Source organism: Xanthomonas sp. CFBP 8445, assembly GCF_025666235.1.
Taxonomy (GTDB): domain Bacteria; phylum Pseudomonadota; class Gammaproteobacteria; order Xanthomonadales; family Xanthomonadaceae; genus Xanthomonas_A; species Xanthomonas_A indica.
Window position 1 is genome coordinate 1,032,187 of record NZ_CP102594.1, and the last position, 25,704, is coordinate 1,057,890.

At 69.8% G+C, this 25,704-nt stretch carries 25 protein-coding genes and 1 other RNA gene; 13 read left to right on the forward strand and 13 right to left on the reverse strand.

The genetic code is table 11. The features are described 5' to 3' along the window. Positions 1-332 precede the first annotated feature (332 nt). Both NUG21_RS04470 and NUG21_RS04475 read right to left on the reverse strand, forming a co-directional pair. Positions 333-1,577, reverse strand: coding sequence for a multifunctional CCA addition/repair protein (locus tag NUG21_RS04470; protein WP_263392399.1), 1,245 nt, complete (start codon positions 1,575-1,577; stop codon positions 333-335). Positions 1,578-1,702: 125 nt separating this feature from the next. Continuing rightward, positions 1,703-3,655 (reverse strand): transglycosylase SLT domain-containing protein, encoded by a 1,953-nt coding sequence (locus NUG21_RS04475; protein WP_263392400.1) that lies wholly within the window; start codon positions 3,653-3,655, stop codon positions 1,703-1,705. 685 nt (positions 3,656-4,340) lie between these two features. Between NUG21_RS04475 and NUG21_RS04480 the strand changes: the two genes are divergently transcribed. Further along, complete coding sequence (locus tag NUG21_RS04480) at positions 4,341-7,229, forward strand: TonB-dependent receptor (protein ID WP_263392401.1); 2,889 nt, start codon at positions 4,341-4,343, stop codon at positions 7,227-7,229. Between the two features lie 182 nt (positions 7,230-7,411). Here NUG21_RS04480 and NUG21_RS04485 read toward each other — a convergent pair whose 3' ends face one another. The 4 genes from NUG21_RS04485 to NUG21_RS04500 all read right to left on the reverse strand — a co-directional run bounded on the left by NUG21_RS04485 (position 7,412) and on the right by NUG21_RS04500 (position 10,708). Next, a complete protein-coding gene (locus NUG21_RS04485) occupies positions 7,412-8,179 on the reverse strand; it encodes an endonuclease/exonuclease/phosphatase family protein (RefSeq protein ID WP_152237554.1) in 768 nt (255 codons plus the stop codon). Positions 8,180-8,204: 25 nt separating this feature from the next. Then, positions 8,205-9,056 (reverse strand): thiol:disulfide interchange protein DsbA/DsbL, encoded by an 852-nt coding sequence (locus NUG21_RS04490; RefSeq protein ID WP_263393029.1) that lies wholly within the window; start codon positions 9,054-9,056, stop codon positions 8,205-8,207. A 103-nt stretch (positions 9,057-9,159) separates the two neighbouring features. Then, positions 9,160-9,801 (reverse strand): thiol:disulfide interchange protein DsbA/DsbL, encoded by a 642-nt coding sequence (locus NUG21_RS04495; protein ID WP_263392402.1) that lies wholly within the window; start codon positions 9,799-9,801, stop codon positions 9,160-9,162. Positions 9,802-9,886: 85 nt separating this feature from the next. Next, positions 9,887-10,708: a c-type cytochrome gene (locus NUG21_RS04500; RefSeq protein ID WP_263392403.1), complete on the reverse strand. Its 822-nt coding sequence runs from the start codon at positions 10,706-10,708 to the stop codon at positions 9,887-9,889. Between the two features lie 129 nt (positions 10,709-10,837). Here NUG21_RS04500 and yihA point away from each other — a divergent pair, with 129 nt between their 5' ends. Then, on the forward strand, positions 10,838-11,461 hold the full coding sequence (gene yihA / locus NUG21_RS04505; protein WP_160945406.1) for a ribosome biogenesis GTP-binding protein YihA/YsxC: 624 nt from the start codon (positions 10,838-10,840) through the stop codon (positions 11,459-11,461). A gap of 292 nt (positions 11,462-11,753) precedes the next feature. Here yihA and NUG21_RS04510 read toward each other — a convergent pair whose 3' ends face one another. The 5 genes from NUG21_RS04510 to NUG21_RS04530 all read right to left on the reverse strand — a co-directional run bounded on the left by NUG21_RS04510 (position 11,754) and on the right by NUG21_RS04530 (position 15,355). Beyond that, positions 11,754-12,746: an MBL fold metallo-hydrolase gene (locus NUG21_RS04510; protein ID WP_263392404.1), complete on the reverse strand. Its 993-nt coding sequence runs from the start codon at positions 12,744-12,746 to the stop codon at positions 11,754-11,756. Positions 12,747-12,852: 106 nt separating this feature from the next. Further along, entirely contained in the window at positions 12,853-13,683 is an 831-nt protein-coding gene (locus NUG21_RS04515; RefSeq protein ID WP_242160921.1) for a helix-turn-helix domain-containing protein, read from the reverse strand. A gap of 273 nt (positions 13,684-13,956) precedes the next feature. Next, positions 13,957-14,030, reverse strand: a non-coding RNA gene (locus NUG21_RS04520) — sX9 sRNA. 61 nt (positions 14,031-14,091) lie between these two features. Then, positions 14,092-14,514 carry a VOC family protein gene (locus NUG21_RS04525; protein WP_019796241.1) on the reverse strand — a complete coding sequence of 141 codons (423 nt, stop codon included), beginning with the start codon at positions 14,512-14,514 and terminating at the stop codon, positions 14,092-14,094. A 145-nt stretch (positions 14,515-14,659) separates the two neighbouring features. Then, complete coding sequence (locus NUG21_RS04530) at positions 14,660-15,355, reverse strand: VIT1/CCC1 transporter family protein (protein ID WP_242082034.1); 696 nt, start codon at positions 15,353-15,355, stop codon at positions 14,660-14,662. Positions 15,356-15,578: 223 nt separating this feature from the next. On the opposite strand from NUG21_RS04530, the gene NUG21_RS04535 reads away from it, so the two are divergent. The 6 genes from NUG21_RS04535 (at position 15,579) to NUG21_RS04560 (ending at position 19,440) form a co-directional block, all read left to right on the forward strand. Next, on the forward strand, positions 15,579-16,943 hold the full coding sequence (locus tag NUG21_RS04535; protein ID WP_019797236.1) for a glutamate--cysteine ligase: 1,365 nt from the start codon (positions 15,579-15,581) through the stop codon (positions 16,941-16,943). Between the two features lie 34 nt (positions 16,944-16,977). Beyond that, positions 16,978-17,310 (forward strand): hypothetical protein, encoded by a 333-nt coding sequence (locus NUG21_RS04540; RefSeq protein WP_263392405.1) that lies wholly within the window; start codon positions 16,978-16,980, stop codon positions 17,308-17,310. Between the two features lie 237 nt (positions 17,311-17,547). Next, complete coding sequence (locus NUG21_RS04545) at positions 17,548-18,129, forward strand: hypothetical protein (RefSeq protein WP_019798188.1); 582 nt, start codon at positions 17,548-17,550, stop codon at positions 18,127-18,129. Between the two features lie 165 nt (positions 18,130-18,294). Next, entirely contained in the window at positions 18,295-18,516 is a 222-nt protein-coding gene (locus NUG21_RS04550) for a hypothetical protein (protein WP_160945398.1), read from the forward strand. 208 nt (positions 18,517-18,724) lie between these two features. Next, positions 18,725-18,979, forward strand: a complete 255-nt coding sequence (locus NUG21_RS04555; protein ID WP_019796437.1) for a hypothetical protein — start codon at positions 18,725-18,727, stop codon at positions 18,977-18,979. Between the two features lie 74 nt (positions 18,980-19,053). Continuing rightward, on the forward strand, positions 19,054-19,440 hold the full coding sequence (locus NUG21_RS04560; RefSeq protein WP_019796436.1) for a YbjQ family protein: 387 nt from the start codon (positions 19,054-19,056) through the stop codon (positions 19,438-19,440). Positions 19,441-19,474: 34 nt separating this feature from the next. Here NUG21_RS04560 and NUG21_RS04565 read toward each other — a convergent pair whose 3' ends face one another. Both NUG21_RS04565 and NUG21_RS04570 read right to left on the reverse strand, forming a co-directional pair. Continuing rightward, positions 19,475-20,986 carry an ATP-binding protein gene (locus NUG21_RS04565; RefSeq protein WP_160945396.1) on the reverse strand — a complete coding sequence of 504 codons (1,512 nt, stop codon included), beginning with the start codon at positions 20,984-20,986 and terminating at the stop codon, positions 19,475-19,477. Further along, on the reverse strand, positions 20,983-21,699 hold the full coding sequence (locus tag NUG21_RS04570; RefSeq protein WP_026143454.1) for a response regulator: 717 nt from the start codon (positions 21,697-21,699) through the stop codon (positions 20,983-20,985). The genes NUG21_RS04565 and NUG21_RS04570 overlap by 4 nt, the downstream gene beginning before the upstream one ends. A gap of 318 nt (positions 21,700-22,017) precedes the next feature. On the opposite strand from NUG21_RS04570, the gene NUG21_RS04575 reads away from it, so the two are divergent. The 5 genes from NUG21_RS04575 to NUG21_RS04595 all read left to right on the forward strand — a co-directional run bounded on the left by NUG21_RS04575 (position 22,018) and on the right by NUG21_RS04595 (position 25,483). After that, positions 22,018-22,293 carry a metal/formaldehyde-sensitive transcriptional repressor gene (locus NUG21_RS04575; RefSeq protein WP_048490915.1) on the forward strand — a complete coding sequence of 92 codons (276 nt, stop codon included), beginning with the start codon at positions 22,018-22,020 and terminating at the stop codon, positions 22,291-22,293. A gap of 40 nt (positions 22,294-22,333) precedes the next feature. Continuing rightward, positions 22,334-23,443 (forward strand): S-(hydroxymethyl)glutathione dehydrogenase/class III alcohol dehydrogenase, encoded by a 1,110-nt coding sequence (locus tag NUG21_RS04580; protein WP_048490914.1) that lies wholly within the window; start codon positions 22,334-22,336, stop codon positions 23,441-23,443. Positions 23,444-23,514: 71 nt separating this feature from the next. Beyond that, positions 23,515-24,087 carry an S-(hydroxymethyl)glutathione synthase gene (gene gfa / locus NUG21_RS04585; RefSeq protein ID WP_043090701.1) on the forward strand — a complete coding sequence of 191 codons (573 nt, stop codon included), beginning with the start codon at positions 23,515-23,517 and terminating at the stop codon, positions 24,085-24,087. Positions 24,088-24,176: 89 nt separating this feature from the next. Beyond that, positions 24,177-25,007 (forward strand): S-formylglutathione hydrolase, encoded by an 831-nt coding sequence (fghA, locus tag NUG21_RS04590; RefSeq protein WP_263392406.1) that lies wholly within the window; start codon positions 24,177-24,179, stop codon positions 25,005-25,007. A 347-nt stretch (positions 25,008-25,354) separates the two neighbouring features. Next, entirely contained in the window at positions 25,355-25,483 is a 129-nt protein-coding gene (locus tag NUG21_RS04595) for a hypothetical protein (protein WP_263392407.1), read from the forward strand. Positions 25,484-25,704: the final 221 nt, after the last annotated feature.

Consider the following 25,704-nt stretch of genomic DNA (forward strand, 5'->3'; position numbering starts at 1 on the left):
CCACGCATCAAGCGGGTACGTTACTGCACCCGTAGGAGCGGCTTCAGCCGCGACTGGCGTTCCCGATAACGCGGTCGCGGCTGAAGCCGCTCCTACACGTGCGGCTAGGGCACCTCAATAACGGCAAAGACCGCGACCAAAGCGCCTGGAAAACACTAATGTGCACAGATCGCAATGGATGGGTTTCAGGTTCTCAGCGGTGCCTTCAATCGCTCCTGGATGTTCGCTTCCGTTGCGATGGACCATCCAGTTGAGCCTGTCGCGGCTCATGCCCAGCAAGCGGATGAGCCCCGCTTCCACCGCGCATCGATGCAAGCGCGACGTGGCAGCGCTCAGAGCGTGTCGGCCGGCAGCTCCCGCCGCGCCGCGGCGATCGCCGCGATCCGCGCCTTGGCCAGTGCCTCGCCGATCTGCGGGCCGCTCAGGCCCTGCGCGGCCAGGTCGCGGGCGTTCACTGCCAGCGCCGCGGCATGCAGGCGCTGCAGCGCGGGGCCCTGCGGATAATCGGCGTCCTCGCTGCCGAGGCGGCCGCGCTTGTCGGCCTCGCACACCGTCGCCAGCTGCGCGATGCGCTCGGGCTTGCGGAAGCCGTCGCAACGCTGCAGCAGTTCGTGCACGGTGCGGTCGCGCAACTCGGCCAGGCGATGCACGTTCAGATGTTCGCGGCAGGCGATCTCGGCCAGTTGCCGATGCTCCTGCGGCAGCTTCAGGCGCTCGCACAGCGCGCGCAACGGCGCCAGGCCGCGTTGCTCGTGCATCAGGTGGCGCGGCCATTCCTCGGGCGGGGTCAGCGCCTTGCCCAGGTCGTGGGTCAGCGCGGCGAAGCCGATCAGCGCGTCGCCCGGCGCCAGCCGCGCGGCCATGTCGCTGACCAGTTCCTGGTGGCGTCCGGTGTCGATCTCCGGGTGGTACTCGGCGCGCTGCGGCACCCCGTACAGCGCGTCCAGTTCGGGAAGGACCCAGCGCAGCGCCTCGGCCTCGCGCAGCGTGCGCAGGAACGCTGATGGCTGCGCGGACGCCAGGCTGCGGCGCAGCTCCTGCCACACGCGCTCGGGCACCAGCGTTTCCAGTTCGCCGCCGGCGGCCATCGTGCGCATCAGCGCCATGGTCTCGTCGGCGACACGGAACCCCAGCGGCGCCAGCCGCGCCATGAACCGCGCCGCGCGCAGCACCCGCAGTGGATCCTCGGCGAAGGCCGGGCCGACATGACGCAGCACCCGCTGTTCGAGATCGCGCACGCCGCCGTAGGGATCGACCAGGCGCCCGTCGGCCTCGTCGCGGGCGATGGCGTTGATGGTGAAGTCGCGGCGCTGCAGGTCCTCCTCCAGCGTCACCGACGGATCGGCCTGCACCACGAAGCCGAGGTAGCCGCGCCCGGCCTTGCGCTCGGTGCGCGCCAAGGCGTATTCCTCGCCGCTGCGCGGATGCAGGAACACCGGGAAATCGCGGCCGACCTGCTTGTAGCCCAGGTCCAGCATCTGCTGTGGCGTGGCGCCGACCACCACCCAGTCACGATCGCCCGGCGGCTGCCCGAGCAAGGCATCGCGGACGGCGCCGCCGACGAGGTAGGTGTTCATGGGCTGGGATTCGGGAGTGGGGATTCGGGATTCGCAAAGGCGGATTGTCGGAACGAAATACCGCTCCCGCCTATGTCGATGCTACCTGCATGTGGGCGCGCTGCGCTGTTGCCAATCCCGAATCCCTAATCCCGACTCCCCGCCTCACACACAAACTTCTTCCGCGGCGCGTCCAGCTTGCCGAGCATGCGCTCGGTGACCGGCAGGGCGTCGCCGTTGAGGCGCCAGTCGTAGATCACACTGAAGGCGAGGATGCGCGCCACGTACTCGCGGGTCTCCTTGTAGCTGACCGTCTCGATCCAGAAGTCGGGATCGTGGCCCGGGCGCTGGGTCTGCCAACGCGAGGCCGGGCCGGGGCCGGCGTTGTAGGCGGCGATGGTCAGGTAGGGCAGGCCGTAGGTGTTGAGCAACTGGCGCAGGTAGGCGGTGCCGATGGCGATGTTGGTGTCCGGGTCGTACAGGCTCGCTGCGCCGCCGTAGCCGGCCAGGCCGAGGTTGCGGGCGACGCTGGCGCCGGTGGCCGGCACCACCTGCATCAGGCCCATGGCATTGGCCGGCGAGCGCGCATTGGGATTGAACACGCTCTCGGCGCGGATCTCGGCGGCCACCCAGGCCGGATCGATCGCGTTCCTGCCGGCTTCGCGGCGGATGGTCTCGGCGTGGTGCAGCGGGAAGCGCAGCGTGTACAGGCGCTGCTCTTCCGGGCGCTTGCCCAGCCCGAACACCGCGCGGTCGAACCAGCCGTTGGCGCTGGCCACTTCCACCGCCAGGCGCCGCTGGGTGTCGTCGAAGCGGCTCAGCGCATCGTTCCACTCGGCCACCGCCCAGCCGGCGCGGTCGATCTTGAACAGCTCCAGCGCGCGGATCAGCGCCGGGTCGCGCGCCACCGCCGCCTGCGCCTGCGCGCTGTCGTTCGGTTCCCACGGGCACAGCGCATACGGCTGCTTGAGCCGGTCGGCGGCCAGGAAGCCGTGGAAGGTGGCGGAGGTGGCCGCCGCGCGATACAGGCGCTGCGCCTCGCTGGCATTGCCGGTCTTCTCCGCCAGGCGCGCTTCGAAGTACTGCCAACGCGAATCGCTGCGCTGCGCCGGCGGCATCTTGCGGATCGCGGCCAGCGCCGCCGGCCAGTCGCCGCGCGCCATCGCCTCGCGCGCGCGCCACTCGTGCAGGCGTTCGTCGTAGACGGACTCGGGCACGGCATTGAGCCGGCGCGCCGAATCGGGGCCGTACGAGGCCACCGTCCACAGCGCGATCTGATACAGCACCGCGCCGCGTTGCGCCTCGCTGAACTGCAGCGCCTGGGCGAACTGCGGCAGTTGCCGCTCGGCGGCGTCCGGGTCGGTCTTGGCCAGCTTTTCCAGCCCGTCCACCGCCACCTTGCGGCTGCGCTCGGTCTTGGGCCAGCTCAGCGCACGCGGATGCACTGCGTCCAGGAACGCGGCGTAGTCGTTGGCCAGCGCCAGCTCGGCGGTGGGCAGACCGCGCGCGGCGGCGCGCATCACCGCCGGTTGCTGGGCGTCCGCGGCCGCTTCCACGCGCGCCCAGCGCAGCGCATCGGTCATGCCGCCGCGCGCCTGCAGCACCGCGAACACCGGATCGCAGGCGTCGGGCAGTGACTTGCCGGCGTTGCGCCACAGCGCCTGCGCCTCGTCCACCCACTGTGCGTCGGCGCGGTCGGTGGCTTGGCGCGCATTGAGTTGGGCGCAGCGCAGGCCGAGGTTCTCGGTGGGTTTCCAGTTCGCCAGCAGTGCCGGCCAGTCCTCGCGCCGCGCCAGCGCCGGCAGCCACAGCGCGCGGAAGCTCTCGGCCACCGGCTGCCCGGCGTAGCGCTTGAGGAAGTCCTGCGCCTGCGCATCGGACACCTTGTCGATGGTGCGGCGCAGATTGGCGTACTCCAGCCAGCCGTACAGCGGATGCTGCCTGAAGGCAGCGGCGCGGACCGGATCGAACCGGCCCTGCTCGGCATCGTCGATCGCCGAGCGGATCGCCGGGCGTTGCGCATCCAGGGACTGGGCGAGGGCGGAAACGGGGCCGCACAGCGCGGCGGCGAACAGCAGGAGAGACGTGCGCAGGATCATGCGCGGGACTATACCGAAGGCCGATGAATCGCCGTGCCACGGGCGATGGTGGGTGCTGTCGTTGCGTCCGCTGTCGCGGCTGCGGCGCTGTTGTCCCGTGCCGTCCGGGCGCGCGACGATTGCGCTGGATGACGCGATGCCGACGTGCTGACGGGTGGAGCCGCTGCACGTCGTGTCGGTGCAACGCGCTGCAGCGTTTGCAGCTTGGCGCCGCTCGCCGGGCCGGTATCCGGTGCCTGCAGGGGCGGATGAGAGAGTGGACAAGCCTCTTGTCGCAGATCGGCGCGGGCGCTTCGCCTCTGTACTTTCACCCCAACCCCTCTCCCGGGGGAGAGGGGCTTGGCTTCTCCCTTCTTCCATCGGGACCATGGCCCCCTTTTCGGGGGAAGGTGCCCCGCAGGGGCGGATGAGAGTGCGGGCGAAGCCCCTTATCGCCGCGGGCGCTTCGCGCGCCGGATCCTCACCCCAACCCCTCTCCCGAGGGGAGAGGGCTTTGGCATTGCGTCGCTGTTGGATGACGTCTCGCGAGCCTGTGTCTACCAGATCGACCAGTCGCATCGATCGCCCACGCTTTGCCTGCCGGGCGCTTGCAGCCCGTTTACGATTTGTTTACAAAGAATTCCACGCCGTCGCGGTGCAGGGGGTCGCAGCGGCCGACCCACATCCTTTCTGGAGAGAGAGACGGATGAACTTCCTGCACCGCCATCCTTTGGTCTTCGCGGTATCCCTGGCCCTGCTCGGCGGCGTCCCCGCCATCGCCGGCGCCCAGCAACAGAGCACCCCGGCCGCCCCCGGCGGCGCCACCACCCTGGACAGCGTGCAGGTCACCGGCACCCGCATCCGCCGCGCCGAAGTGGAGGGCCAGGTGCCGGTGCAGACCCTGAGCCGCGCCGACATCGAGCGCACCGGCCTGACCTCCATCGGCGATGTGCTGCAGGAGCTCACCGCCTCCGGCTCGGCCTTGAACGCCAAGTTCAATTCCTCCGGCAATTTCGGTTTTCCGCCGGACGGCAGCGGCGTCGGCGCCGGCTCGGCGCAGGTCGATCTGCGCCATCTGGGTGCCAAGCGCGTGCTGGTGCTGGTCGACGGCATGCGCTGGGTCAACGAGTCCTCCGCCTCGGGCGTGGGCGCGGCCACCGACCTCAATACCATCCCGCTGGCCATCGTCGAACGCGTCGAGGTGCTGGAGGACGGCGCCTCCTCGCTGTACGGCTCGGACGCCATCGCCGGCGTGGTCAACATCATCACCCGGCGCAGCTTCGAAGGCGGCCAGGTCACCCTGAACTACGGCGGGTACGACAAGGGCGACGGCGCCAGCAAGGGCGTGGACCTGGCCTGGGGCCACAGCACCGAGCGCACCAGCCTGTTCCTCGGCGCCAGCTACACCAAGCAGGACCCGATCTACGCACGCGACCGTGCGCAGTCGCTGTATCCGATTCCCGGCACCGGCCTGAGCTTCGGCAGCTCGGCCACGCCGGACGGGCGCTTCATCTTCGTCGATCCCAACACCGGCGCCGAGCAGAACCTGACCCCCAACAGCGGCGTGGGCACGCCGCGCTACGACGGCGCCGGCGGCTGTACCCGCAGCGACGACTACCATTGCTTCACCACCGCCGACCGCTACAACTTCGCCGCGTCCAACCTGCTGCTGACGCCGTCCGAGCGCAAGGGGGTGTTCGGCCAGTTCCGCTTCTTCTTCAACGACGACGTGCAGTGGTACCTGAAACTGCTCGGCAACCGCCGCGAATCGACCAACCAGGCCGCGCCGGAGCCGATCTTCCTCGGCCCCGACGCCGGCACCGGCAATCCGCTGGCCGACAACATCGTCATTTCCGCGGCCAACCCGTACAACCCGTTCGGCTTCGCGCTGGATTCGGGCAGCAACCTGATCATGATCGGGCGCCGCCCGGTGGAAGGCGGCGCGCGCGTGTTCGAGCAGCGCGTGGACACCCAGTACGTCGGCACCGGCTTCATCGGCAGCTTCGAGGGCGCCGACCGCACCTGGTTCTGGGACGTCAACGGCGCCTACAGCAAGAACAAGGCCGAGCAGACCAACTACGGCAGCTACAACATCTACAACATCAACCTGGCGCTGGGCGATCCGGCGGCGTGCGCGGCGGTGGCCGGCTGCGTGCCGCTGAACATCTTCGGCGGCGCCGGCAGCATCACCCCGGACATGCTGCGCTGGATCCAGCCGGTGGTGCACGACCGCAGCCAGAACGAACTGACCCAGTTCACCGCCAACCTCAGCAGCGACCTGTTCCGGCTGCCGGCCGGCGCGGTGTCCTTCGCCACCGGCGTGGAGTACCGCAAGTACGAGGGCTTCTACCGCCCCGATCCGCTGACCGTCATCGGCCACTACAACGGCGTGCCGTCGCTGCCGACGCAGGGCAGCTACGACGTCAAGGAGGCCTACCTCGAACTGAGCGTGCCGATCTTCGCCGACTCGCCGCTGGGCGACAAACTGGACCTGAGCCTGGCCGGGCGCTATTCCGACTACTCCACCTTCGGCGGCAAGTTCACCCCGAAGTACGGCCTGCGCTGGCAGGTGGCGCCGGACTTCGTGCTGCGCGCCAGCTATGCCGAAGGCTTCCGCGCGCCCAGCATCGGCGAACTGTACGGCTCGGCCGCGCGCGCCGACCTGACCCTGTCCGACCCGTGCTCGATCGGCCTGGGCGGCACCGCGCCGCGCGGCAGCGCCAGCAACTGCGCCGCGCTCGGCGTCCCGGCCGGCTACCAGCAGGCCAACTCGCAGATCTCGGTGACCACCGGCGGCAACCGCGCGCTGGAGCCGGAGACGGCGCGCAGCTTCAGCGCCGGCTTCGTCTGGAGCCCGTGGTTCGCCAGCAACGTGCCGTGGTCGGACCGCTTCGACGTGGAGGTGACCTTCTACCGCCACGACATCGATGGCGCGATCCAGGCGATCAACGCGCAGACCCAGCTCGATCTGTGCGTGGACACGCTGTCGCCGACGTACTGCGACGGCATCACCCGCGCGTCCACCGGCGGCATCAACGGCTTCAACAACCGGCTCACCAACCTCGGCTCGATCAAGACCGACGGATGGGACGTGGACCTGTTCTGGACCACGCCGGCGACCGCCGCGGGGCGCCTGAAGGTCGGCTGGCAGAACACCTTCGTCACCCGCTACGTCGCCACCGGCGCGGCCGGCCAGGTGCAGCCGCAGCGCCCGGGCGTGGAAGTGGTGGACAGCTCGATTCCCGAGTGGACCAGCAATCTGAGCCTGGACTGGTCGCTTGGCCGCTGGAATGCGTCGTGGACGCTGCGGCACATCTCCGAGCTGACCGAACAGTGCGGCGATGCGGTCGCGTTCCCGGTGTGCAGCGACCCGGTCGCCGGCACCAACACGCTGGATGCGATCACCTACCACGACCTGCAGGTGGGCTACCGCTTCGACTGGCTCAAGGGCCTGACCCTCAGCGGCGGCGTCAACAACGTCTTCGACAAGGACCCGCCGATCTGCCTGTCGTGCTCGCTCAACGGCTACGACGCCTCCACCTACGGCATCCCGGGCGGGCGCTACCTGTACGTGCGCGCGGATCTGAAGTTCTAGTCGCGGCCTGCGCATGCAACCGTGCGGGAGCGCGCGTGTGCTCCTGCAGGGCGCGGCTGATGCGGTGGGCCGAAGCGACCTTGATGCTGTAGGAGCGGCTTTAGCCGCGACCGATGTTCCCGGGAACGCCCGTCGCGGCTAAAGCCGCTCCTACGCGTGGTGCAAGAACCGGCGTGGCTGCCTCAGCGCAACAAGTGCTGCGGCACCTCGATCTCGGTGGCCACGGCGAGGTGGTCGGAGAACGCGGCGGGCACCGCGCGCTGCGCGTTGCAGCGCAGGCCGTCGCTGACCAGGATGTGGTCGATGGCGCGCTGCGGGCGCCAGCTGGGGAAGGTCGGCACCACGCAGCCCGGCGGTTGCAGCCGGGTGCGCTGGTAGAGGAACTGCATTTCCGGGCGGTCGGCGACGCAGTTGAAGTCGCCCATCAGCACCACGTTGGGGTGATCGGACAGCAGCTCGGCGATGAAGGCCAGTTGCGCTGCGCGCGAGTTGGCGCCCAGCGACAGGTGCGCCACCGCCACCGCCAGGCCTTCGGCGCCGTTGCCGAACTTGGCCAGCAGCACGCCACGCCCGCCGAGCCGGCCGGGCAGGGCATGGTCCTGCACTTCCACCGGCTCCAGCCGGCTGAGCAGGCCGTTGGCGCTGGAGGCCACCCCGCCCACGCGGCGGTTCGGCTGGTGGCTCCAGTAGTTGAAGCCGGCGCGCTCGGCCAGGTAGTGGGTCTGGTTGGTGAAGCCCGAGCGCAGGCTGCCGGGGTCGGCCTCCTGCAGGCCGACGATGTCGTGGTCGCTGGCCAGCTGCGCGATCGCGTCCAGGCTGCTGCGCTTGCGCCCGGCCGGCAGCGCATGCGACCAGCTGCGGGTCACGTAGTCGCTGTAGCGGCGCGTGCTGGAACCGGCCTGGATGTTGGCGGTCAGCACGCGCAGGGTGCGGGTGGCGGGAGCGGTCACGGCGGGGCGGGCCGGGGCGGACGGCTTACTTGGCCATCGCCGTGCGTTCGCGCGCGATCAGGTGATCGGCGATGCGCAGCATGTCGTCGTAGCTCTTGCCCTTGACCAGATACTTGCCGTTGATGATCAGCGACGGCGTGCCGCTGATGCCGCTGCGGGTGGCGAACTGCTTGGCGCGGTTGGTCTTGGTGGCCACCGCGAAGCTGCCCATGGTGTCGGCGAACTGCTTCGGGTCCACGCCGTACTTGGCATAGAAGTTGGCGATGTCCTGCACCGAGTCGCGGCCGCGCTCGCCCTTCAGGGTCTGGTCGACGTGGATGGCCTTGTACAACGCATCGTGGGTCTTCTCCTGCACGCCCAGTGCCTCGGCGGCGTAGAACGCGCGGGCGTAGTCGTCCCAGGTGCCGCCGAACATCGCCGGCACATAGACGAAGCGCACGTCGGAGGGCAGGCCGGCCTTCCACGGGCCGATCAGGGGCTGGAAGCGCGCGCAGGCCGGGCAGACGTAGCCGAAGATCTCGGCCACCTCGATCTTGCCGTTGGTCGGCTGGAACGGCTGGCCGCCCGCGATGTCGACATAGTCGGTGCCGGCGACCGGCTCCGGACCGTTCGGGGTCTTGGCGGCGACCGGCTTGGCCGCGGCGGTGCTGTCGCCTTCGGTGGCGGCGGGCTGCGCGGCGGCATCGGCGGTGGTGGTCGCGGGAGCGGCCGGGGTCTCGGCGGGCGCGGCGGCGGCATCGTTGCCGGCGGCAGGCGCGGCCGGGGCCGCGGTGGTGCCGGAGGCAGGGGCGACGGTGTCGGCAGTGCCGTCCTGGGCCTTGCATGCCACCAGGATCGGCAGCAGGGCCATCAGGGTCAGGGCGAAGCGGGTCTTCATCGGCGACATCTCCAGCAGGATGGGGGACAAATGCCGGACGCCGCAAGCGCGGTCCGGCCACCCCGTCATGATGCCATGGCGCGGATGAAGCGCCGTGCGCCGATTACTTGCCTGCGCGCTCGCGGGCGATCAGCGCATCGGCGATGCGCAGCATGTCCTCGAAGTTCTTGCCCTTGACCAGGTACTTGCCGTTGACGATCAGCGCCGGGGTGCCGGCGATGTCGGCGCGCACGGCGAAATCGCGCGCGGCCTTCACCTGCGCGGCGACCTGCGGGCTCTGGTAGGCGGCGATGAAGGCCTGCGGCTTGACCCCGAAGCCGGCGTAGAACGTGGCCAGTTCCTCCGGCGCCACGTTCTGCACCGGCACGCTGCGCTTGTCGTGGATGGCCTCGAACATGGCGCGGTGGCTGCGGCTCTGCACGCCCAGCTGCTGCGCGGCATAGAAGGCGCTGGCGAAGTTGTCCCAGTAGCCGCCGAACGCCGCCGGCACCAGGGTCAGGCGTACGTCCTTGGCCTGCTTGCCGGCCCATTCCTCCAGCAGCGGCTCGAAGTGCGCGCAATGCGGGCAGGTGTAGCCGAACACTTCCACCACCTCGATCTTGCCGGCCAGCGGCGCGAACGGCTTGGGATCGGCGATCAGCGTGTAGTCCTCGCCTTCCACCGCGGTGGCGGACTTGGGTTGCGCGCAGGCGCTCAACGGCAGCAGGGCGAGCAGGCACAACAGCAGGCGGGGCAGACGGTTCATGCGATCTCCAATGGCAAAAAACGAACGCCGGTCGTCGGACCGGCGCAAGGGGGAAACGGGTCGGCGCCGCCGCGGCGGCGCACGGTCAGGATTGTTGCGCGGGGGCCGGCTGCGGTGGCGTTGCGGCCGCCGGCGTCACCTGCGCGGCGGCCGCATCGTCGGCGCGGTCGTGCAGGCCCTGCAGATAGCTGTCCAGCGCCTTGATCTCCTGGTCGGTCAATGGCTTGGCGACCTGGGCCATGATCTTGAACAGGGTCGGATCGCGCTCCTGGGTGGTGCCGGCCTGATATTCCTGCAGGCGCCGCGCCACGTAGTCGGCATGCTGGCCGCCCAGGTGCGGATAGGCGGGGCCGGGGTTGCCGGCGCCGGCCGGGCCGTGACAGGCCATGCACGCGGGGATGCCGCGGCTCGCGTCGCCGCCACGATACAGCTGCTGGCCGACCTCGTAGAACTTCATGCCCGCATACGGGCCGTCGGCGATCACCGCGTCGTCGGCGATGCCGGCGCCGGCCTTCTGCGTGGCGAAGTAGGCGCCGATGTCGCGCATGTCCTGCGCGCTCAGCGGCTGCACGAACGGCACCATCGCCGCGACCGCGCCGCTGGTGCGCTCGCCGTGGGCGATCAGCGCCATCTGCCGCGCGCTGTAGCGCTCCACCTGGCCGGCGATGCGCGGATACATGGCGATGGCGGGATTGCCGTCCGCGCCATGGCAGGCGGCGCAGGCCGCGGCCTTGGCCTGGCCGGCCTTGGGGTCGCCCCATGCGGCCTTGCCGATGTCGCCCTCCAGCGGCGTGGTGCGCACCGGGGCGTTGTCGGGAATGGGAACCACCGAGGTCTGCGCGAACGCGACCGCGGCGGCGACGGAAACCGCTAGACCGGCAAAGGCAAGAACGCGAGCGTGGCGCATTGCTGAAGCTCCGTATGACCCGACCCCGCGGCTGCCGGGCCGGCGACCGCACTCGCGCGATTATCGGCATGCCGCGGCCTGGCGGTCAACGAAGCCCGCCCGGGGCCGCGGACGTGCGATCCTAGGCGGATGTCGCTGATCCTCGAACGTGCCCACTATCTGCTTTCCGCCCACAACGCTCGCCAGTTGCCGGACGACGGCGGCTGGGAAGTGGCATTCGCCGGCCGCTCCAACGCCGGCAAGTCCAGCGCGCTGAACGCGCTGACCCGGCAGAACGCCCTGGCCCGCGTCTCCAAGACGCCCGGCCGCACCCAGCAACTGGTGTTCTTCGAGGTCCAGCCTGAGCGCTGCCTGGTGGACCTGCCTGGCTACGGCTACGCCAAGGTGCCGCTGGAACTGCAGGCGCACTGGCAGAAGTTCATCGACACGTACTTCCGTACCCGCGAGGCGCTGCGCGGGCTGGTGGTGGTGATGGACATCCGCCATCCGCTCAAGGACTACGACCGGCAGATGCTCGGCTACGCGGTGCAGCGCGGCCTGCCGGCGCATGCGTTGCTGACCAAGGCCGACAAGCTCGGCCGCGGCCAGCAGGCGCAGGCGCTGCAGCAGGTGCGCAAGGAACTGGCCAGCGCGTTCGGCGACACGGTCAGCGTGCAGGCCTTCTCCGGCGAGACCCGCCAGGGCGTGGACGAAGCGCGCGGCATCGTCGGCCGCTGGCTGGGGTTGGAGACGGAGCCGCCCGCCGCGGAGTAAAGCGCGGCGGCGCCGGGCCCGGTCTCCTACGCTTGAATCCTGCGAGACGTTCGCGCCGGACCCTCACCCCAACCCCTTTCCCGGGGGAGAGGGGCTAATAGCTGTTCCTTCTCCTCTCGGGACCATGGCCCCCTTTTGGGGGAAGGTGGCCCGAAGGGCCGGATGAGGGTACGGGCGAAGCCTCGTATGCCCGGACTCCGCGGGACGCTGCGCGCCTTACCCTCACCCCAACCCCTCTCCGGGGGGAGAGGGGCTAACCGCGGTTCCTTCTCCCATCGGGAGAAGACCAGCCTCAACGCGCGGCCGGCAACGGCGAGAACTCGGTCGGCACCCAGGCGAACGCCTCGCCCTCGCGACGGACGTGACCCAGGCCCGGGAACGGCAGGTGCGCGCCGGCCACCCACCAGCCGTGGTCCGCCGCCTGCGCCAGCATGCGCTTGCGCGCGGCGATCGCCGCGTCGCGGTTGCTGTCGGCCTCGTACGAGGCCTGCGGCTGCGCGAACTGCACCGCGTGGTAGTGCACCAGGTCGCCCCACACCAGCAGCTGTTGCCCGGCGCCGCCCTCGAAGCGGTACGACACGTGCCCGGGCGTGTGCCCGTGGGTGTCCAGCGCGACCGCGCCGCCGGGTAGCGCATCGCCGGGACGGAAGCGGCGCAGCCGCTGCGCGGCCTGGTACGGCGCCACCGCCGCGCGCGCCAACGGGAAGGCGAAGCGCAGCATCTGCGGTGCCCCTGCCTCGCTGGCCGGGTCCAGCCAGTACGCGGCGTCGGCGGCGCTCAGCCACACCGTCGCCTTGGGGTAGGCCGGCTGGCCTTGCGCGTCCAGCAGGCCGCACAGGTGATCGGGATGGGCGTGGGTGAGCAGCACGTCGTCGACCTGCTCGGGCGCATAGCCGGCTGCGCGCAGGTTGGCCAGCACCTGGCCGAGCCCGGGGCCGAAGCAGGTGGCGGTGCCGGTGTCGACCAGGGTCAGGTGCGTGCCGTCCTGGATCAGGTAGGCATTGACCGCGGTCTGCAGGCCCTTGTCGCTCTCCGGCACGTAGCGGTGGTCGAGCAGGCGCGCGATCGCCGCCGGCGGAATGTTCGCCAATTGCGCGCGCGGCAGCGCGACGGTGCCGTCGAACAGGGCGGTGACGCGCAAGCGGCCGATCGCCTGGCGATAGACGCCGGGTACCTGCGTCGCGGTAGCGTCCGCCGCGGCGGCACGAGCGGGGGATGGCAGCGTCAGCGCCGTGCTGGCGGTCAGGGCCAGCGCGCACAGCGCACGCAAGGGAAACACGGACATGGGGACTTCCTGGCAGAGCGGCAGGTGCCGCGGTACCGGCATGCTGCGCCTGCGTCGCTGCGCGATTCGCTCATTCCGCTGCGCGCGGCGCTCAAGCCGTCGCCGCTCAATTGCCGATGCTGGCCGGATCCAGGCCGTAGCGTTGCTGGAAGCGTTGGCTGAAGCTGCGAACCGAGCGGTAGCCGGCGTGCGCGGCGACCGTCTTCAGCGGCCAGCGCGTGGTGTACAGCAGCTGCATCGCATGCGCCAGGCGCGCATCGGCGAGCAGTTCGCGCAACGAGGTGCGTTCGCCGGCCAGGTGCCGGCGCAGGGTCGCGCCGCTGAGGCCCAGGCTGTCCTCGATGTCGCGCGAACGCCAGGCGCGTTGCGGCTGTGCGGCGATCAGGTCGCGCACCTGCGCGGCCACGCTCGGCGCCGGCGGCAGCAGCAGGCCGCCATGGCCACGCCGGCAGAGCGCCACCACCAGCGTCGCCAGTGCCAGCCGCGCCTCGGTGTAATGGCCGTCCTGCAGCGCCTGCCGCCATTGCAGCAGGGTGCTGCCGAACGCCTCGGCGCGCAGGCGTGCCAGTTCCGCGCCGGCAGCGGGCAGCGGCTCGTTCCACAGCATGCGTGCGGCGCTCAGCGCCTCCTCGCACAGCGGTACCAGCACGCTCAGGTACAGGCCGCTGTGCGGATCCGGGATGTTGACCACATCGATGCGGCAGCGCCGCGTCACCAGGAACAGGTCGCCCGGCACGAACTCCAGGGTCTGCGTGGCGGTGCGCACCTGCTTGCGGCCCTGCAGCAGGATCGCCAGGTGCGGCTGCGGAATCTCCACCGAACGCGCCCCGTGTTCGCGGCGCGCGGTGATGCAGGCGTAGCCGTCGGCCTGCGAGCAATCGGCCAGGCTGGCCAGGCGCGCCAGCAGCAAGGCGTCGGGGGAAGTCGTGTCGGCCATGGCCGTCATGCTAGCGCAGCGCGGCGCGCGCGCTCAGAGCAAAGCGCCGGGCCGCTGTGTCGCAGCCGGCAGGACCACCATGACCACCACGGCTGCGCCGGTGCCGGCCTCGCAAACTGCCGGTCTCGGCGCGCCACAGGCCGTTTCCCCGCGGGTTGGCCGGCCGCGCCGCGGACAGGCGAGGCATAGCGCCTCAATGTGCATTACCCACTTTAGCCAGCGGCGATCAAAGGATCGAAGCGCCCCGCACCATGCAGGATGAGACTTCAGAGTGGCTGACAAAACGGCGCGAGCAGTCGCCAGGCGGGCGCGGACGGGCACAGGAACTGCGATGTACAGCGCTACACGAGGATTGCGAGCGCTGCACGCGCCGCTCTGGCAGCTGCGCAGTCGTTTTGTTGGCCACTCTTACCTGGGAGGTTGCATGAGTTCGATGGTGATCCCGTCGGGCCCGCTGACGTAGGCAACGACGGTTCCCGCGCGTGGCCCGGCCTCGATCGGTCGCGGAGATCCTTTCAAGTGCCATCCCTGCGCCTGGATCCTGGCGACAGCGACGTCGATCTCCGGCACGGTGACGGCAAGATGGGCCGCGCCGATCGCGCCAGCGCTTGCGGGTGTCTTGCCCAACGTGCGGGCCGTCGAGTATTCCAGCAGTTCGATGGGGAAGCCGGCAGGCGATACCACCAGCGCCATGCGGCAACGCGGATCGTCGACGCCCGTCACCTCGCGCAGGAAATCGCCGCCCATTTCGCCTCTGCGGACAAGCTCGAAGCCCATGGCCTCAGTCCAGAACGCGATCGCCTCATCCAGCGATGAAACGGAAAATCCCATGTGATCGACGACGAAGGTGCCAGTGTTGATCTCCAGTCCTCCAGGTCAGGTTCCGTTTTGAGCGATGGGCGCGCGCTTGCCTTGCATTTCGGGGAAACGCGTATCGGCCATGCCGGTGATGCTACCCAGTACGGTGTGCGTCCGCTCAGACATGCACGCCGAATACATGGCCGATCGCGCCGCTGGCGAGCATCGCCGCCGCGCCCCAGAACACCACGCGCACCGCGCCGCGCAGGCCCGAGGCGCCACCGGCGCGGGCGGCCAGCGCGCCGGTCAGCGACAGGCCGAGCAGCGTCGCCGCGCCGGTCACCCACAATTGCCGGCCGTCCGGCGCCAGCCACGCGGCGGCGATCGGCAGCGCCGCGCCGCTGCAGAACGCGGCCGCCGAGGCGGCCGCCGCCTGCAGCGGACGCGCGCGCAGGCTCTCGGTGATGCCGAGTTCGTCGCGCGCGTGTGCGCCCAGGGCATCGTGCGCGGTCAACTGCTCGGCGACCTGGCGGGCCAGGACGGGATCGAGCCCGCGCTGGCGATAGATCGCGGTGAGTTCGTCCAGCTCGCTCTGCGGATCCTCGTGCAGTTCGCGCCGCTCCAGCGCCAGGTCGGCGCGCTCGGTGTCGGCCTGCGATTGCACCGACACGTATTCGCCGGCGGCCATCGACATCGCACCGGCGACCAGGCCGGCGATGCCGCTGGTCAGCACCGTGGCCGCCGACGCACCGCTGCTGGCGACGCCGACCACCAGGCCGGCCACGGACAGGATGCCGTCGTTGGCGCCGAGCACGGCCGCGCGCAGCCAGCCGGCGCGGTCGGTGCGATGGCGTTCGGTGTGGGTCGGGCGCATGCGTTGCCTGCTGCGGGCGGTGAGAGAGTCCGCAGCCTACCGAAGCCGGCGCCGCGAGCGCTTGCTGCGTCTCACTCTCGACGCCGCCAGCTGCCGCGGTCGTGGAATGCTGCAGTGCCGCCGGTAGCGATATGGGCCTCACCCCCGGCGCGTTATAGTGCGGGGCCTTGCGGTGCTGGCGGCCGGCCCCCACATCGCTCCACCCGTTGCGCGAGTCCTGCCCTTGTCGAGCCCCAGCCACGTTGCCGAGACGCCGATCACCGACCGCGCCGAACTGGTCCAGGTGCTCGCCTCCGGAGAAAAACCCGAAGCGCAGTGGCGCATCGGCACCGAGCACGAGAAGTTCGGCTTCCGGCTCGACGACCTGCGGCCGCCGACCTTCGACGGCGAGCGCGGCATCGAGGCCTTGTTGCTCGGCCTGACCCGTTTCGGCTGGGAGCCGGTGCGCGAAGCCGGGCACACCATCGCGCTGCTGCGCGATGGCGCCTCGGTGACGCTGGAGCCGGCCGGCCAGCTGGAACTGTCCGGCGCGCCGCTGCCAACCATCCACGACACCTGCGTGGAGGTGGGCAGCCACCTCAACGAGGTCAAGCAGGTCGCCGACGAACTGGGCCTGGGCTTCCTCGGCATGGGCTTCCAGCCGAAATGGCGCCGCGACGAGATGCCGTGGATGCCCAAGGGCCGCTACAAGATCATGCAGGCGTACATGCCCAAGGTCGGCGCGCTCGGCCTGGACATGATGACCCGCACCTGCACGGTGCAGGTCAATCTGGACTACGCCAGCGAAGCGGACATGATCAGGAAGTTCCGCGTGTCGCTGGCGCTGCAGCCGATCGCCACCGCGCTGTTCGCCGATTCGCCGTTCGCCGACGGCAAGCCCAACGGCTACCTCAGCTACCGCTCGCACATCTGGACCGACACCGACGCCGACCGCACCGGCATGCTCGACTTCGTGTTCGAAGACGGCTTCGGCTACGAGCGCTACGTCGACTACCTGCTCGACGTGCCGATGTACTTCTCCTACCGTAACGGCACCTACGTGGACGCCAGCGGGCAGAGCTTCCGCGACTTCCTGCAGGGCAAGCTGCCGGCCTTGCCGGGTGCGTTGCCGACCCTGCGCGACTGGTCCGACCACATGACCACCGCGTTCCCGGAAGTGCGCTTGAAGAAGTACCTGGAAATGCGCGGCGCCGACGCTGGCCCGTGGGGCCGGCTGTGTGCGCTGTCGGCGTTCTGGGTGGGCCTGCTGTACGACGATGCCGCACTGGATGCAGCCTGGGACCTGGTCAAGGATTTCAGCCTGGTCGAACGCCACGCGTTGCGCGACGGCGTGCCGAAGCAGGCGCTGAAGCTGCCGTTCCGCAACGGCACCGTGCAGGACCTGGCCGCCGAAGCGGTGAAGATCGCCCTGAGCGGCCTGCGCCGCCGCGCGCGGTTGAACCGCGACGGCCAGGACGAATCGCGCTTCCTGGAACCGCTGGTGGAAATCCTGCACGCCGGCGAGACCGCGGCCGAGCGCAAGCTGGCGCTGTACCACGGCGCGTGGCAAGGCGACATCGACCACGTGTTCCGCGAATTCGCGTACTGAGCGTCGCGCCGCACGCCGGTACGCCAGCACGACGATGATCACGATCGAGGGCATGGCGGGCCTGTTCCAGGACGAGCCGCCCACATGGGGCGGCCGTGGCGATCCGTATCTCTGGGAGGAAATGGCGTCGACCCTGGCCGGCGTGCCGCTGCCGGCGACGTCGGCACAGTGCGAGGCGCTGCTCGCCGACACCTTCGCGCGCCTGGTCGGCACGGCGCTGGACGACGCCTCTGTCGAATCGGTCTTCGTGCCGCGCCACAGCCATGGCGGCATGTCATCGGGGTACGTCAGCCTGGTGTTCTGGCGGGCGACCGCCATGCCGCTGTTGCTGGCGCGCCATGCGGCGGCCCTGGCGCAGCGACGTTAGGCGATGTTGGCGCCGTCATGACGGTGCCGGTGAGCGTCTTTTGGCCCGTCGGGCGTCCTGCTTGCGCGCGACCGAGCAGCGGCGGCGACCGACGCCTGCGCATGGCAGCGCCGCGAGAGAATCGGCGACCGACGGGTCCATGTATTTCGTCGGAATTCGGCAATCGGATGTGGCTGCAGGTGATGGCGCGGTGAGCGGCCAGGCGTCACTATTGTCGACTCGGCTTCAGGGGGATGTATGCACCAAGCACCACCGCGGTCCAGCTTTGTCACCATCCTGGCCTGGATCTTCATCGCACTCTCTGGTTTCGGAACGGTGGTCGGCGTCATGCAGATCTTCGTTCTGTTCGCCGTGTTCGATCACGTGCAGTTCGCCGATCTGGCAAGGAGGCTTCCGCCAGGGATGCCGCCCACCACTGCCTTCATTTTTTCCAACTTTCGTTGGTTGTTTCTTGGAACTGTGCTGTTTTCGGCGTGGACCCTGGCGAGTTCGATCGGGCTTCTGCGGCGGCTGAACTGGGCGCGGTGGTGCTTCATCGGTGCCATGGTGCTGGTGATCGCATGGAATCTGGGCGGCGCAGTCGTGCAGGTGCAGATGATCGGGTTCATGCAGCAACAGCTCGCGGTTGCGCAGATGCACGGCGCGCCGGATATGCAGCCGATGATGTGGGCCATGGCGGCGATCGGCGTGGTGTTTGCTGCGGTCTTCGTCGTCCTGCATGGCTGGATCATCGCGCGCTTGCTTTCACGACCTGTCGCTGCCGAGTTTCGACGTTCATTGCCGACGGTGGGCGGCAGCGGCGCGCCACCGAGGCGTTGATCTGCAGTTTTTCGTGTTTTGCGGTAACGGTGCTTCAGGCAGGGGGGGGGCTCCATGTTGTGTGCGGAGTGGTTCGCATCGAAATGGCGATGGCTCAAGTGATTCGCGGGCGCCGCCGGGCTGGGAAGCGCGCTCATCGTCGCTGGCTGGAGCGCGGAGCACGAAGTGATTGTCGCTGTCGGAGGGCTGCTGGTGGTGCCGCTTCTCATCTGGCTGTTCATCATTCCGATCCTGCATTGGAAGGACCGCTGTGTGGGCGAACGCAGTGGCGCGTGGGGTGCACTGCTGGTGTTGGAGACTTCAAACTGGTCGAAAATGCTCTATTGGTATCGACATGTGCTGTCCGATTGGCGGCGCACGGGGCGCTACGAGCATGTGCCGCGATGAGGGTGTCCGCTGCGTGAGGGTTCCCTTCCTCGTTCGGCCAGAGATTCACGACCAGCGGCACGTGATGCGCTGTTGCTCGACGGGTCGCTTTGCAATACGCGCACTTCGCATCGTTCGCACTCGCCTTGCCACCTGCCTTGCGGCGCGCAGCGGTGCTCGGCGCCATCGTGGCGGTCTGCTCGGCGTTCTGGTCGCCTCGCTCGGATGCATGGCATCCGCGCATGCGACGAGCCGATGCCCCACCGAGTTCGGTTCCAAGGATCCGCTCATCGATCTGCTCGGATGGGCGGTGGTCGCCAGCGGCGTGCTGCTGGGCGGCTGGCTGTGCGTGCACGTGGTGCGGCGCGCGCGCGGGCTTCGCCGATGGCGGCGCGTGGCGGTCGTTCTGGCCGCCATCGTGGCGATGCTGCTATGGAGTGGCTGCCTGGTTTTGGCGATTGCGTGGTTCTTCCTGCGGTGCTAACACTGCCCGCCTCGGCGCATGCGCGCCGGGGCCGCGGTCCGCGGCGCCACGGACCACGCCACCAGGGGACATCGATGACCGATCCGTACAATTCCTCGCCGCCGCGCGCGGTGGCGGCTTCGCCGCTCACCGATGCGATGGTGACCACCGCGCTGGAGCTTCCCGGTTACCGCATCGTGCGCAACCTGGGCATCGTGCGCGGCATCACCGTGCGCTCGCGCTCCATCGTCGGCAATTTCCTGGGTGGGCTGCAGACCATCTTCGGCGGCAATATCACCATCTACACCCAACTGTGCGAGCAGGCGCGCCTGGAGACCTACCGGGACATGCTGCAGCACGCGCGGCAGATGGGCGGCAACGCCATCGTTGCGGTGCGCTACGACGCCACCGAGTTGATGGCCGGGCTGACCGAGGTGCTGTGCTACGGCACGGCCGTGGTCGTGGAGCCGCACCCGCGCTGAGCCGATCGGTGCGGCGGTGTGGGGCAGGCCCGGCTCAGCCGCCCACCGCCTGGCACGGCAGCCGCACGCTGACCCGCAGGCCGCCCTCGGGGCGGTTGTCCAGGGCGATCTGGCCGCCGTGCGCCAGCACGATGCTGTGCGCCACCGACAGGCCCAGGCCGATGCCGCCGGTGTCGCGGTTGCGCGAGTTCTCGCCGCGGAAGAACGGCAGGAACAGCTTCTCGCGCTGCGCGGGATCGATCCCGGGGCCGTCGTCGTCGATCCACAGCAGGCACTCGCCGGCGTCGTGACGCAGCTGCAGGCGCGCGCGCTTGCCGTACTTCAGCGCGTTCTCCACCAGGTTCATCACCATGCGCCGCAGCGACAGCGAGTCGCCGTCGAGGGTGATGGCGTCGCCGAGCAGCAGGACCACGTCGGCGCCGGTGTCGCTGGCGTCGTCGACCACGCTCTCCACCAGCAGGCGGAAATCCAGCGGCGAGCGGGTGCCGCGGCGGCTGTCGTTGTGGATGAAGTCCAGCGCCGCGGAGATCATTGCCTTCATCTCGTCGATGTCGGCCATGGTCTTCTCGCGCAGCGGCGACTGCAGGTTCTCCAGGCGGAACGCCAGCCGCGCCAGCGGCGTGCGCAGGTCGTGGGCGATGGCCGCGACCATGTGCGTGCGCTCGTTGATCAGCCGGTTCAGGCGCGCCTGCATGGCGTTGAACGAGTCGGCGGCCTGCACGATCTCGCTGGGGCCGCTACGCCGCAGCGGCTGCGCGTCGGGGTTGCGCCCGAGCTGGTCGGCCGCCTCGGCGAAGCGCCGGATCGGCGCCGACAGCGCCCGCGAGAACCACCAGGCCAGCGGCAGCATCGCCAGCATGCCGACCAGGAACAGCATCACCACCTGGGTCTTGAATGCGTTGGAGAAGCGGCGCGGCGGCGACATCACGCTGCGCCAGTGTCCATCGGGCTGGCGCAGCGCCGCGGTGAAGCCGTCCAGCAACGGCACCGCCGGGGCGAAGCCGCGTTCGCGCCAGCCCACTGCGCGCATGGTCGCGCCAAACGCCTCGGTGCGCGGTGCCTCGCCCGGTGCCGGTGGCGGCTCCAGCGGCGGTGGTTGCTGCGCATCGGGCGGAGGCGCCAGGTCGTCGGGTGCGGGGATGGCGTCGTCGGCAGCGAGCGCATGCGGTGGCGGCGGCGGGCGTTCGCCCAGGCGCAGACGCAGGCGCTCCAGGCGGCCGTCGCTGTTGCGGTAGAAGCGCACTTGGTCCGGCGCCACCTCCAGCCAGTGCGCCATCACCCGTTCGGCATTGCGGTCGCGCACCTGGTCGCGCGCCGGCAGCGGCGCATGCGCCGTGTCCTGCACCTTGAGGGTCTGGGTGCCGGCCGGCATGCGCGTGCTGAGCAGGGCGATCACTTCCGGCGGGTGCACCGGCATTTCGTAGACCGGGGTGCGCAGCACCAGGGCGATACCGATCAACTGCGCGGTGAGCAGCGCCACCACCAGCAGCAGGAAGGCGCGGGCGAAGATCGGCACGCCACGGCGGGCGCGCGTGGGCCCGCTCACAGGCGGGCGACGCTCGGCAGCAGCATGTAGCCTTCGTTGCGCACGGTGCGGATCAGTTCGGTCTGCACGCGTTCGTTGATCTTGCGGCGCAGGCGGCTGATCTGGCTGTCGATGGCGCGGTCGTAGACCTCGGTGTCGCGGCCGCGCGCGTAGTCGAGGAGCTGGTCGCGGCTGAGCACGCGCTGCGGGTGCTCGACGAAGGTGCGCAGCAGCGCGAATTCGCCATCGGAGAGATTGATGAAGATGCCGGTGGGGTCGCGCAGGTCGCGGCGGATCACGTCCAGCCGCCAGCCGGCGAACTCGTAGACGTTGCCGCGCGCTTCCGGCGGCAGCGTCGCCGCCTGGCTGCGCCGCAGCAGGGCGCGCACCCGCGCCAGCAACTCGCGCGGATTGCAGGGCTTGGCCAGGTAGTCGTCGGCGCCGACTTCCAGGCCGATGATGCGGTCGGTGTCGCTGCCCAGCGCGCTGAGCATGATCACCGCCGGTGCGCCGCGCTCGCTGGCGAGCTGGCGGGCGGCGCTGAGGCCGTCCTCGCCGGGCATCATCACGTCCAGGATCACCAGGTCCGGCTGGCGCTCGGCCATCCGCAGGCGCATCTCCGCCACGGTTTCGGCGGTGTCCACCTGATAGCCGTGGTCGCTCAGGAACTCGCTGATGAGTCGGCGCAGATCCGGATCGTCGTCGACGACCAGAATGAAGGATTTCATGTCCACGATCTTGAGGGGCGGCCACACGGGAGTCGCCCAGTCTAGACGTGGCCGCGGCTGCCTGGAACTGGGCGCGGGCAGGGACGTGGCCGCCGGAGCCGGGCCCGCGCTTGACCGCATGGCCATCATAGGCAGCGCCGGCGGCGCGAACATGGCCGGTTCGTGTCTGGTGCCGACACGCGTTGCCACGCGCCGGCACCCGCGCTGTCGCGGCCTCCGGCGGTGGCTGGAGCCGATCTGGCGGGGCGGCCGCGCGGCGCGGGCATTTCCTTTTTTCGGTCTCGCGGATACTATCCCCCAGTATAGTTTCCGGGTTGCCATCGCATGCCACATACCCCGCACGAGAAGAAGCGCGTCCTGGCCCGCATCCGCCGCCTGCGTGGCCAGACCGAAGCACTGGAGCGCGCGCTCGAAGGCGGCGCCGAGTGCGCGGCGGTGCTGCAGCAGATCGCCGCCATCCGCGGTGCGGTCAATGGCCTCATGTCCGAGGTGATGGAAGCCCACGTCCGCGAAGAATTCGGCCAGCCGGCCAGCTCCGACGCGCAGCGCGCCGCGCGCGTGCGCGAGATGGGCATGCTGGTCCGCTCCTATCTCAAGTGATCCACACCCCACACCCATTTCCTCAGCCAGGAGAAAGCGCATGAAATCCCGAGCCGCCGTTGCCTTCGAAGCCGGCCAGCCACTGCAGATCGTGGAGATCGATGTCGAGCCGCCGCGCCAGGGCGAGGTGCTGGTGCGCATCACCCATACCGGCGTGTGTCACACCGACGCGTTCACGCTGTCCGGCGACGACCCGGAAGGCATCTTCCCGGCGGTGCTCGGCCACGAGGGCGGCGGCATCGTCGAGGCGGTGGGCGAGGGCGTGACCAGCGTCAAGGTCGGCGACCACGTGATCCCGCTGTACACGGCCGAGTGTCGCAAGTGCAAGTTCTGCCTGTCCGGCAAGACCAACCTGTGCCAGGCGGTGCGCGCCACCCAGGGCAAGGGCCTGATGCCCGACGGCACCACCCGCTTCTCCTACAACGGCCAGCCGATCTACCACTACATGGGCTGCAGCACCTTCAGCGAGTACACGGTGGTGCCGGAAATCTCGCTGGCGGTGGTCAATCCCGAGGCGCCGCTGGAGAAGGTGTGCCTGCTCGGCTGCGGCGTCACCACCGGCATCGGCGCGGTGCACAACACGGCCAAGGTGAAGGAAGGCGACAGCGTCGCGGTGTTCGGCCTCGGCGGCATCGGCCTGGCGGTGATCCAGGGTGCGGTGCAGGCCAAGGCCGGGCGCATCCTGGCCATCGATACCAATCCGGGCAAGTTCGAGCTGGCGCGCAGCATGGGCGCCACCGACTGCATCAACCCCAAGGATTACTCCAAGCCGATCCAGGAGGTCATCGTCGAGTTGACCGACGGCGGCGTGGATTTCAGTTTCGAATGCATCGGCAACGTGCACGTGATGCGTTCGGCGCTGGAATGCTGCCACAAGGGCTGGGGCGAGAGCGTCATCATCGGCGTGGCCGGCGCCGGCCAGGAAATCAGCACGCGTCCGTTCCAGCTGGTCACCGGCCGCGTCTGGCGCGGCAGCGCCTTCGGCGGGGTCAAGGGCCGCACCCAGCTGCCTGGCATGGTGGAACAGGCGATGCACGGCGAGATCGACCTCGATCCGTTCATCACCCACACCCTGCCGCTGGACGAAATCAACGAGGCCTTCCACCTGATGCACGAAGGCAAGTCGATCCGCACCGTCATCCACTTCTGACCCGCAGGTCAGGCCGGCGCGCGGCCGTTTCCGCGCAGTGCAGCGACGCAACGAACCCGGGAGGGGGCAAGATGAGTACTGTGACGATTCATCCGTCGGTGGATGCCGGCGTGCGTGCCGGCGCGGAGCAGTTCCAGGGCGGCACCCTGGAATGCCACTGCGCCAGCGACAAGGTAGTGGTGGAAGTGGGGGCGCAGACCGCGCACAACCATGCCTGCGGCTGTACCAAGTGCTGGAAGCCGAAGGGCGCGACCTTCTCGGTGGTGGCGGTGGTGGCGCGCGACAAGGTCAAGGTGACCGCGCACGAGGAGAAACTGAAGGTGGTGGACGAGAGCGCGACCATCCGCCGTCACGCCTGCACCGGCTGCGGCGTGCACATGTACGGCCGCATCGAGAACACCGAGCATCCGTTCTACGGCCTGGATTTCGTGCATACGGAACTGTCGCCGCAGCAGGGCTGGTCGGCGCCGGGCTTCGCCGCGTTCGTGTCCTCGATCATCGAGAGCGGTACGCGGCCGGAGGCGATGGACGGGGTGCGCAACCGCCTGCGCGAACTGAAGCTGGAACCGTACGACTGCCTGTCGCCGCCGTTGATGGACGCGATCTCCACCCACGTGGCGCGCAAGAACGGCGTGCTGCACTGAAGTCCGCTGCCGCGCGTCGCCGGTCGACGCGTCGCGGCATCTCCGCCTGCGGCCGGTCGCGGCCGCAGGCCCACATTTCGGAACTGTCCATGGAACGCATCGAACACCACGCCTGCTGCGGCGGCTGGCAGGACGTCTATCGCCACGACTCGGCCGTGCTCGGCTGCCCCATGCAGGTGGCCGTGTACCTGCCGCCGCAGGCCGAGCACGTCAAACTGCCGGTGCTGTACTGGCTCAGCGGCCTCACCTGCACCGAGCAGAACTTCATCACCAAGGCCGGCGCGCAGCGCTATGCGGCCGAGCATGGGGTGATCCTGGTCGCCCCCGACACCAGCCCGCGCGGCGAGCAGGTCGCCGACGCCGAGGGGTACGACCTGGGCAAGGGCGCCGGCTTCTACGTCAACGCCACCCAGGCGCCGTGGGCCGCGCACTACCGCATGTACGACTACGTGGTGCAGGAACTGCCGGCGCTGATCGAGGCGCAGTTCCCGCACAACGGCCGCCGCGCCATCAGCGGGCACTCGATGGGCGGCCACGGCGCCCTGGTGATCGCGCTGAAGAATCCCGGCCGTTACCGCAGCGTGTCGGCGTTCGCGCCGATCGTCGCGCCGAGCCAGGTACCGTGGGGCGAGAAGGCTTTCACCGCCTACCTGGGCGAGGACCGCGCGCAATGGCAGGCGTACGACGCCAGCGTGTTGATCGGCGGCGCCAGCGAGCACCTGCCGCTGCTGATCGATCAGGGCGGCGGCGACGAATTCCTGGACAAGCAGTTGCGCCCGCAGCTGCTGCAGGCGGCCGCCGAGGCCGCCGGCTATCCGCTGACCCTGCGCGTACAGCCGGGCTACGACCACAGCTACTACTTCATCGGCAGTTTCATCGGCGAGCACATCGCCTTCCACGCGCGCGCGCTGCAGGACTGAACGCAATGCGCTGGCGGTCGCGCACGACGCGACCGCCGGGCAGGGCACCGCGCGCTTGGCGGCGGTGCCGGTGCACCCCGGCCCTCCGGGCTGTCGTCGCTGCCGTGCCGTGCCGCGCGGTGGCCGGTGGCCGGTGGCCGGAGGCGAGCGGCGCAGATGTGGGCTCGCCGGCCTGCGCATGACAGCGCGGTGACCGCCACGGCGGCGGCGTGGCCGGTCTCGTAAACAAACGTGGTGCAGTACCACCCGGCATGCGGATGTGCGATCGCGTTCGCACCTGCTGAGACGGGCGCTGGCTAGATTCCGCAGGGATCGCCATCGCCACGTCCCTGGATCGGAGCCGCGCCATGTCTTGCCGTCGCACCCTGCAGCTCCCCTGGCAGCGTTGGCGCAGCCCGCTCAGCCCCGTGGCGATGCTCGCCTGCACCTTGTTCGGCGCCTGCGTGGCGCTGGCGATCGGTGCGGCCACGCCATAGCGCAAGCCGCCGCTGGCTGCCGTCGGTCGGGTCCACGCACGCTAACTGACGCCACCACTGCGGTGGCGTCGCGCCGCGGCCATCGTTGTGGCTGGCCGACACTCGTGTAGATGCAGGTGTAGGGCCCCGCTTGGCAAGCGGGCGGGACGTGGTGCGGTCACCAGCCAGGTAGACGCTGGCAGCGCGCGTGCCGCCTCGGCACTGCGGCGCGGTGCCGGACG

Coding starts and splice junctions, on each gene's coding strand:
- NUG21_RS04510 (WP_263392404.1), bottom strand. CDS start 12,746: ATGTCCGTGTTTCCCTTGCGTGCGCTGTGCGCGCTGGCCCTGACCGCC.
- NUG21_RS04580 (WP_048490914.1), top strand. CDS start 22,334: ATGAAATCCCGAGCCGCCGTTGCCTTCGAAGCCGGCCAGCCACTGCAG.
- NUG21_RS04555 (WP_019796437.1), top strand. CDS start 18,725: ATGGCATCCGCGCATGCGACGAGCCGATGCCCCACCGAGTTCGGTTCC.
- NUG21_RS04470 (WP_263392399.1), bottom strand. CDS start 1,577: ATGAACACCTACCTCGTCGGCGGCGCCGTCCGCGATGCCTTGCTCGGG.
- NUG21_RS04500 (WP_263392403.1), bottom strand. CDS start 10,708: ATGCGCCACGCTCGCGTTCTTGCCTTTGCCGGTCTAGCGGTTTCCGTC.
- gfa (WP_043090701.1), top strand. CDS start 23,515: ATGAGTACTGTGACGATTCATCCGTCGGTGGATGCCGGCGTGCGTGCC.
- NUG21_RS04490 (WP_263393029.1), bottom strand. CDS start 9,056: ATGAAGACCCGCTTCGCCCTGACCCTGATGGCCCTGCTGCCGATCCTG.
- yihA (WP_160945406.1), top strand. CDS start 10,838: ATGTCGCTGATCCTCGAACGTGCCCACTATCTGCTTTCCGCCCACAAC.
- NUG21_RS04515 (WP_242160921.1), bottom strand. CDS start 13,683: ATGGCCGACACGACTTCCCCCGACGCCTTGCTGCTGGCGCGCCTGGCC.
- NUG21_RS04480 (WP_263392401.1), top strand. CDS start 4,341: ATGAACTTCCTGCACCGCCATCCTTTGGTCTTCGCGGTATCCCTGGCC.
- NUG21_RS04540 (WP_263392405.1), top strand. CDS start 16,978: ATGATCACGATCGAGGGCATGGCGGGCCTGTTCCAGGACGAGCCGCCC.
- NUG21_RS04530 (WP_242082034.1), bottom strand. CDS start 15,355: ATGCGCCCGACCCACACCGAACGCCATCGCACCGACCGCGCCGGCTGG.
- NUG21_RS04575 (WP_048490915.1), top strand. CDS start 22,018: ATGCCACATACCCCGCACGAGAAGAAGCGCGTCCTGGCCCGCATCCGC.
- NUG21_RS04560 (WP_019796436.1), top strand. CDS start 19,054: ATGACCGATCCGTACAATTCCTCGCCGCCGCGCGCGGTGGCGGCTTCG.
- NUG21_RS04595 (WP_263392407.1), top strand. CDS start 25,355: ATGTCTTGCCGTCGCACCCTGCAGCTCCCCTGGCAGCGTTGGCGCAGC.
- fghA (WP_263392406.1), top strand. CDS start 24,177: ATGGAACGCATCGAACACCACGCCTGCTGCGGCGGCTGGCAGGACGTC.
- NUG21_RS04475 (WP_263392400.1), bottom strand. CDS start 3,655: ATGATCCTGCGCACGTCTCTCCTGCTGTTCGCCGCCGCGCTGTGCGGC.
- NUG21_RS04545 (WP_019798188.1), top strand. CDS start 17,548: ATGCACCAAGCACCACCGCGGTCCAGCTTTGTCACCATCCTGGCCTGG.
- NUG21_RS04495 (WP_263392402.1), bottom strand. CDS start 9,801: ATGAACCGTCTGCCCCGCCTGCTGTTGTGCCTGCTCGCCCTGCTGCCG.
- NUG21_RS04525 (WP_019796241.1), bottom strand. CDS start 14,514: ATGGGATTTTCCGTTTCATCGCTGGATGAGGCGATCGCGTTCTGGACT.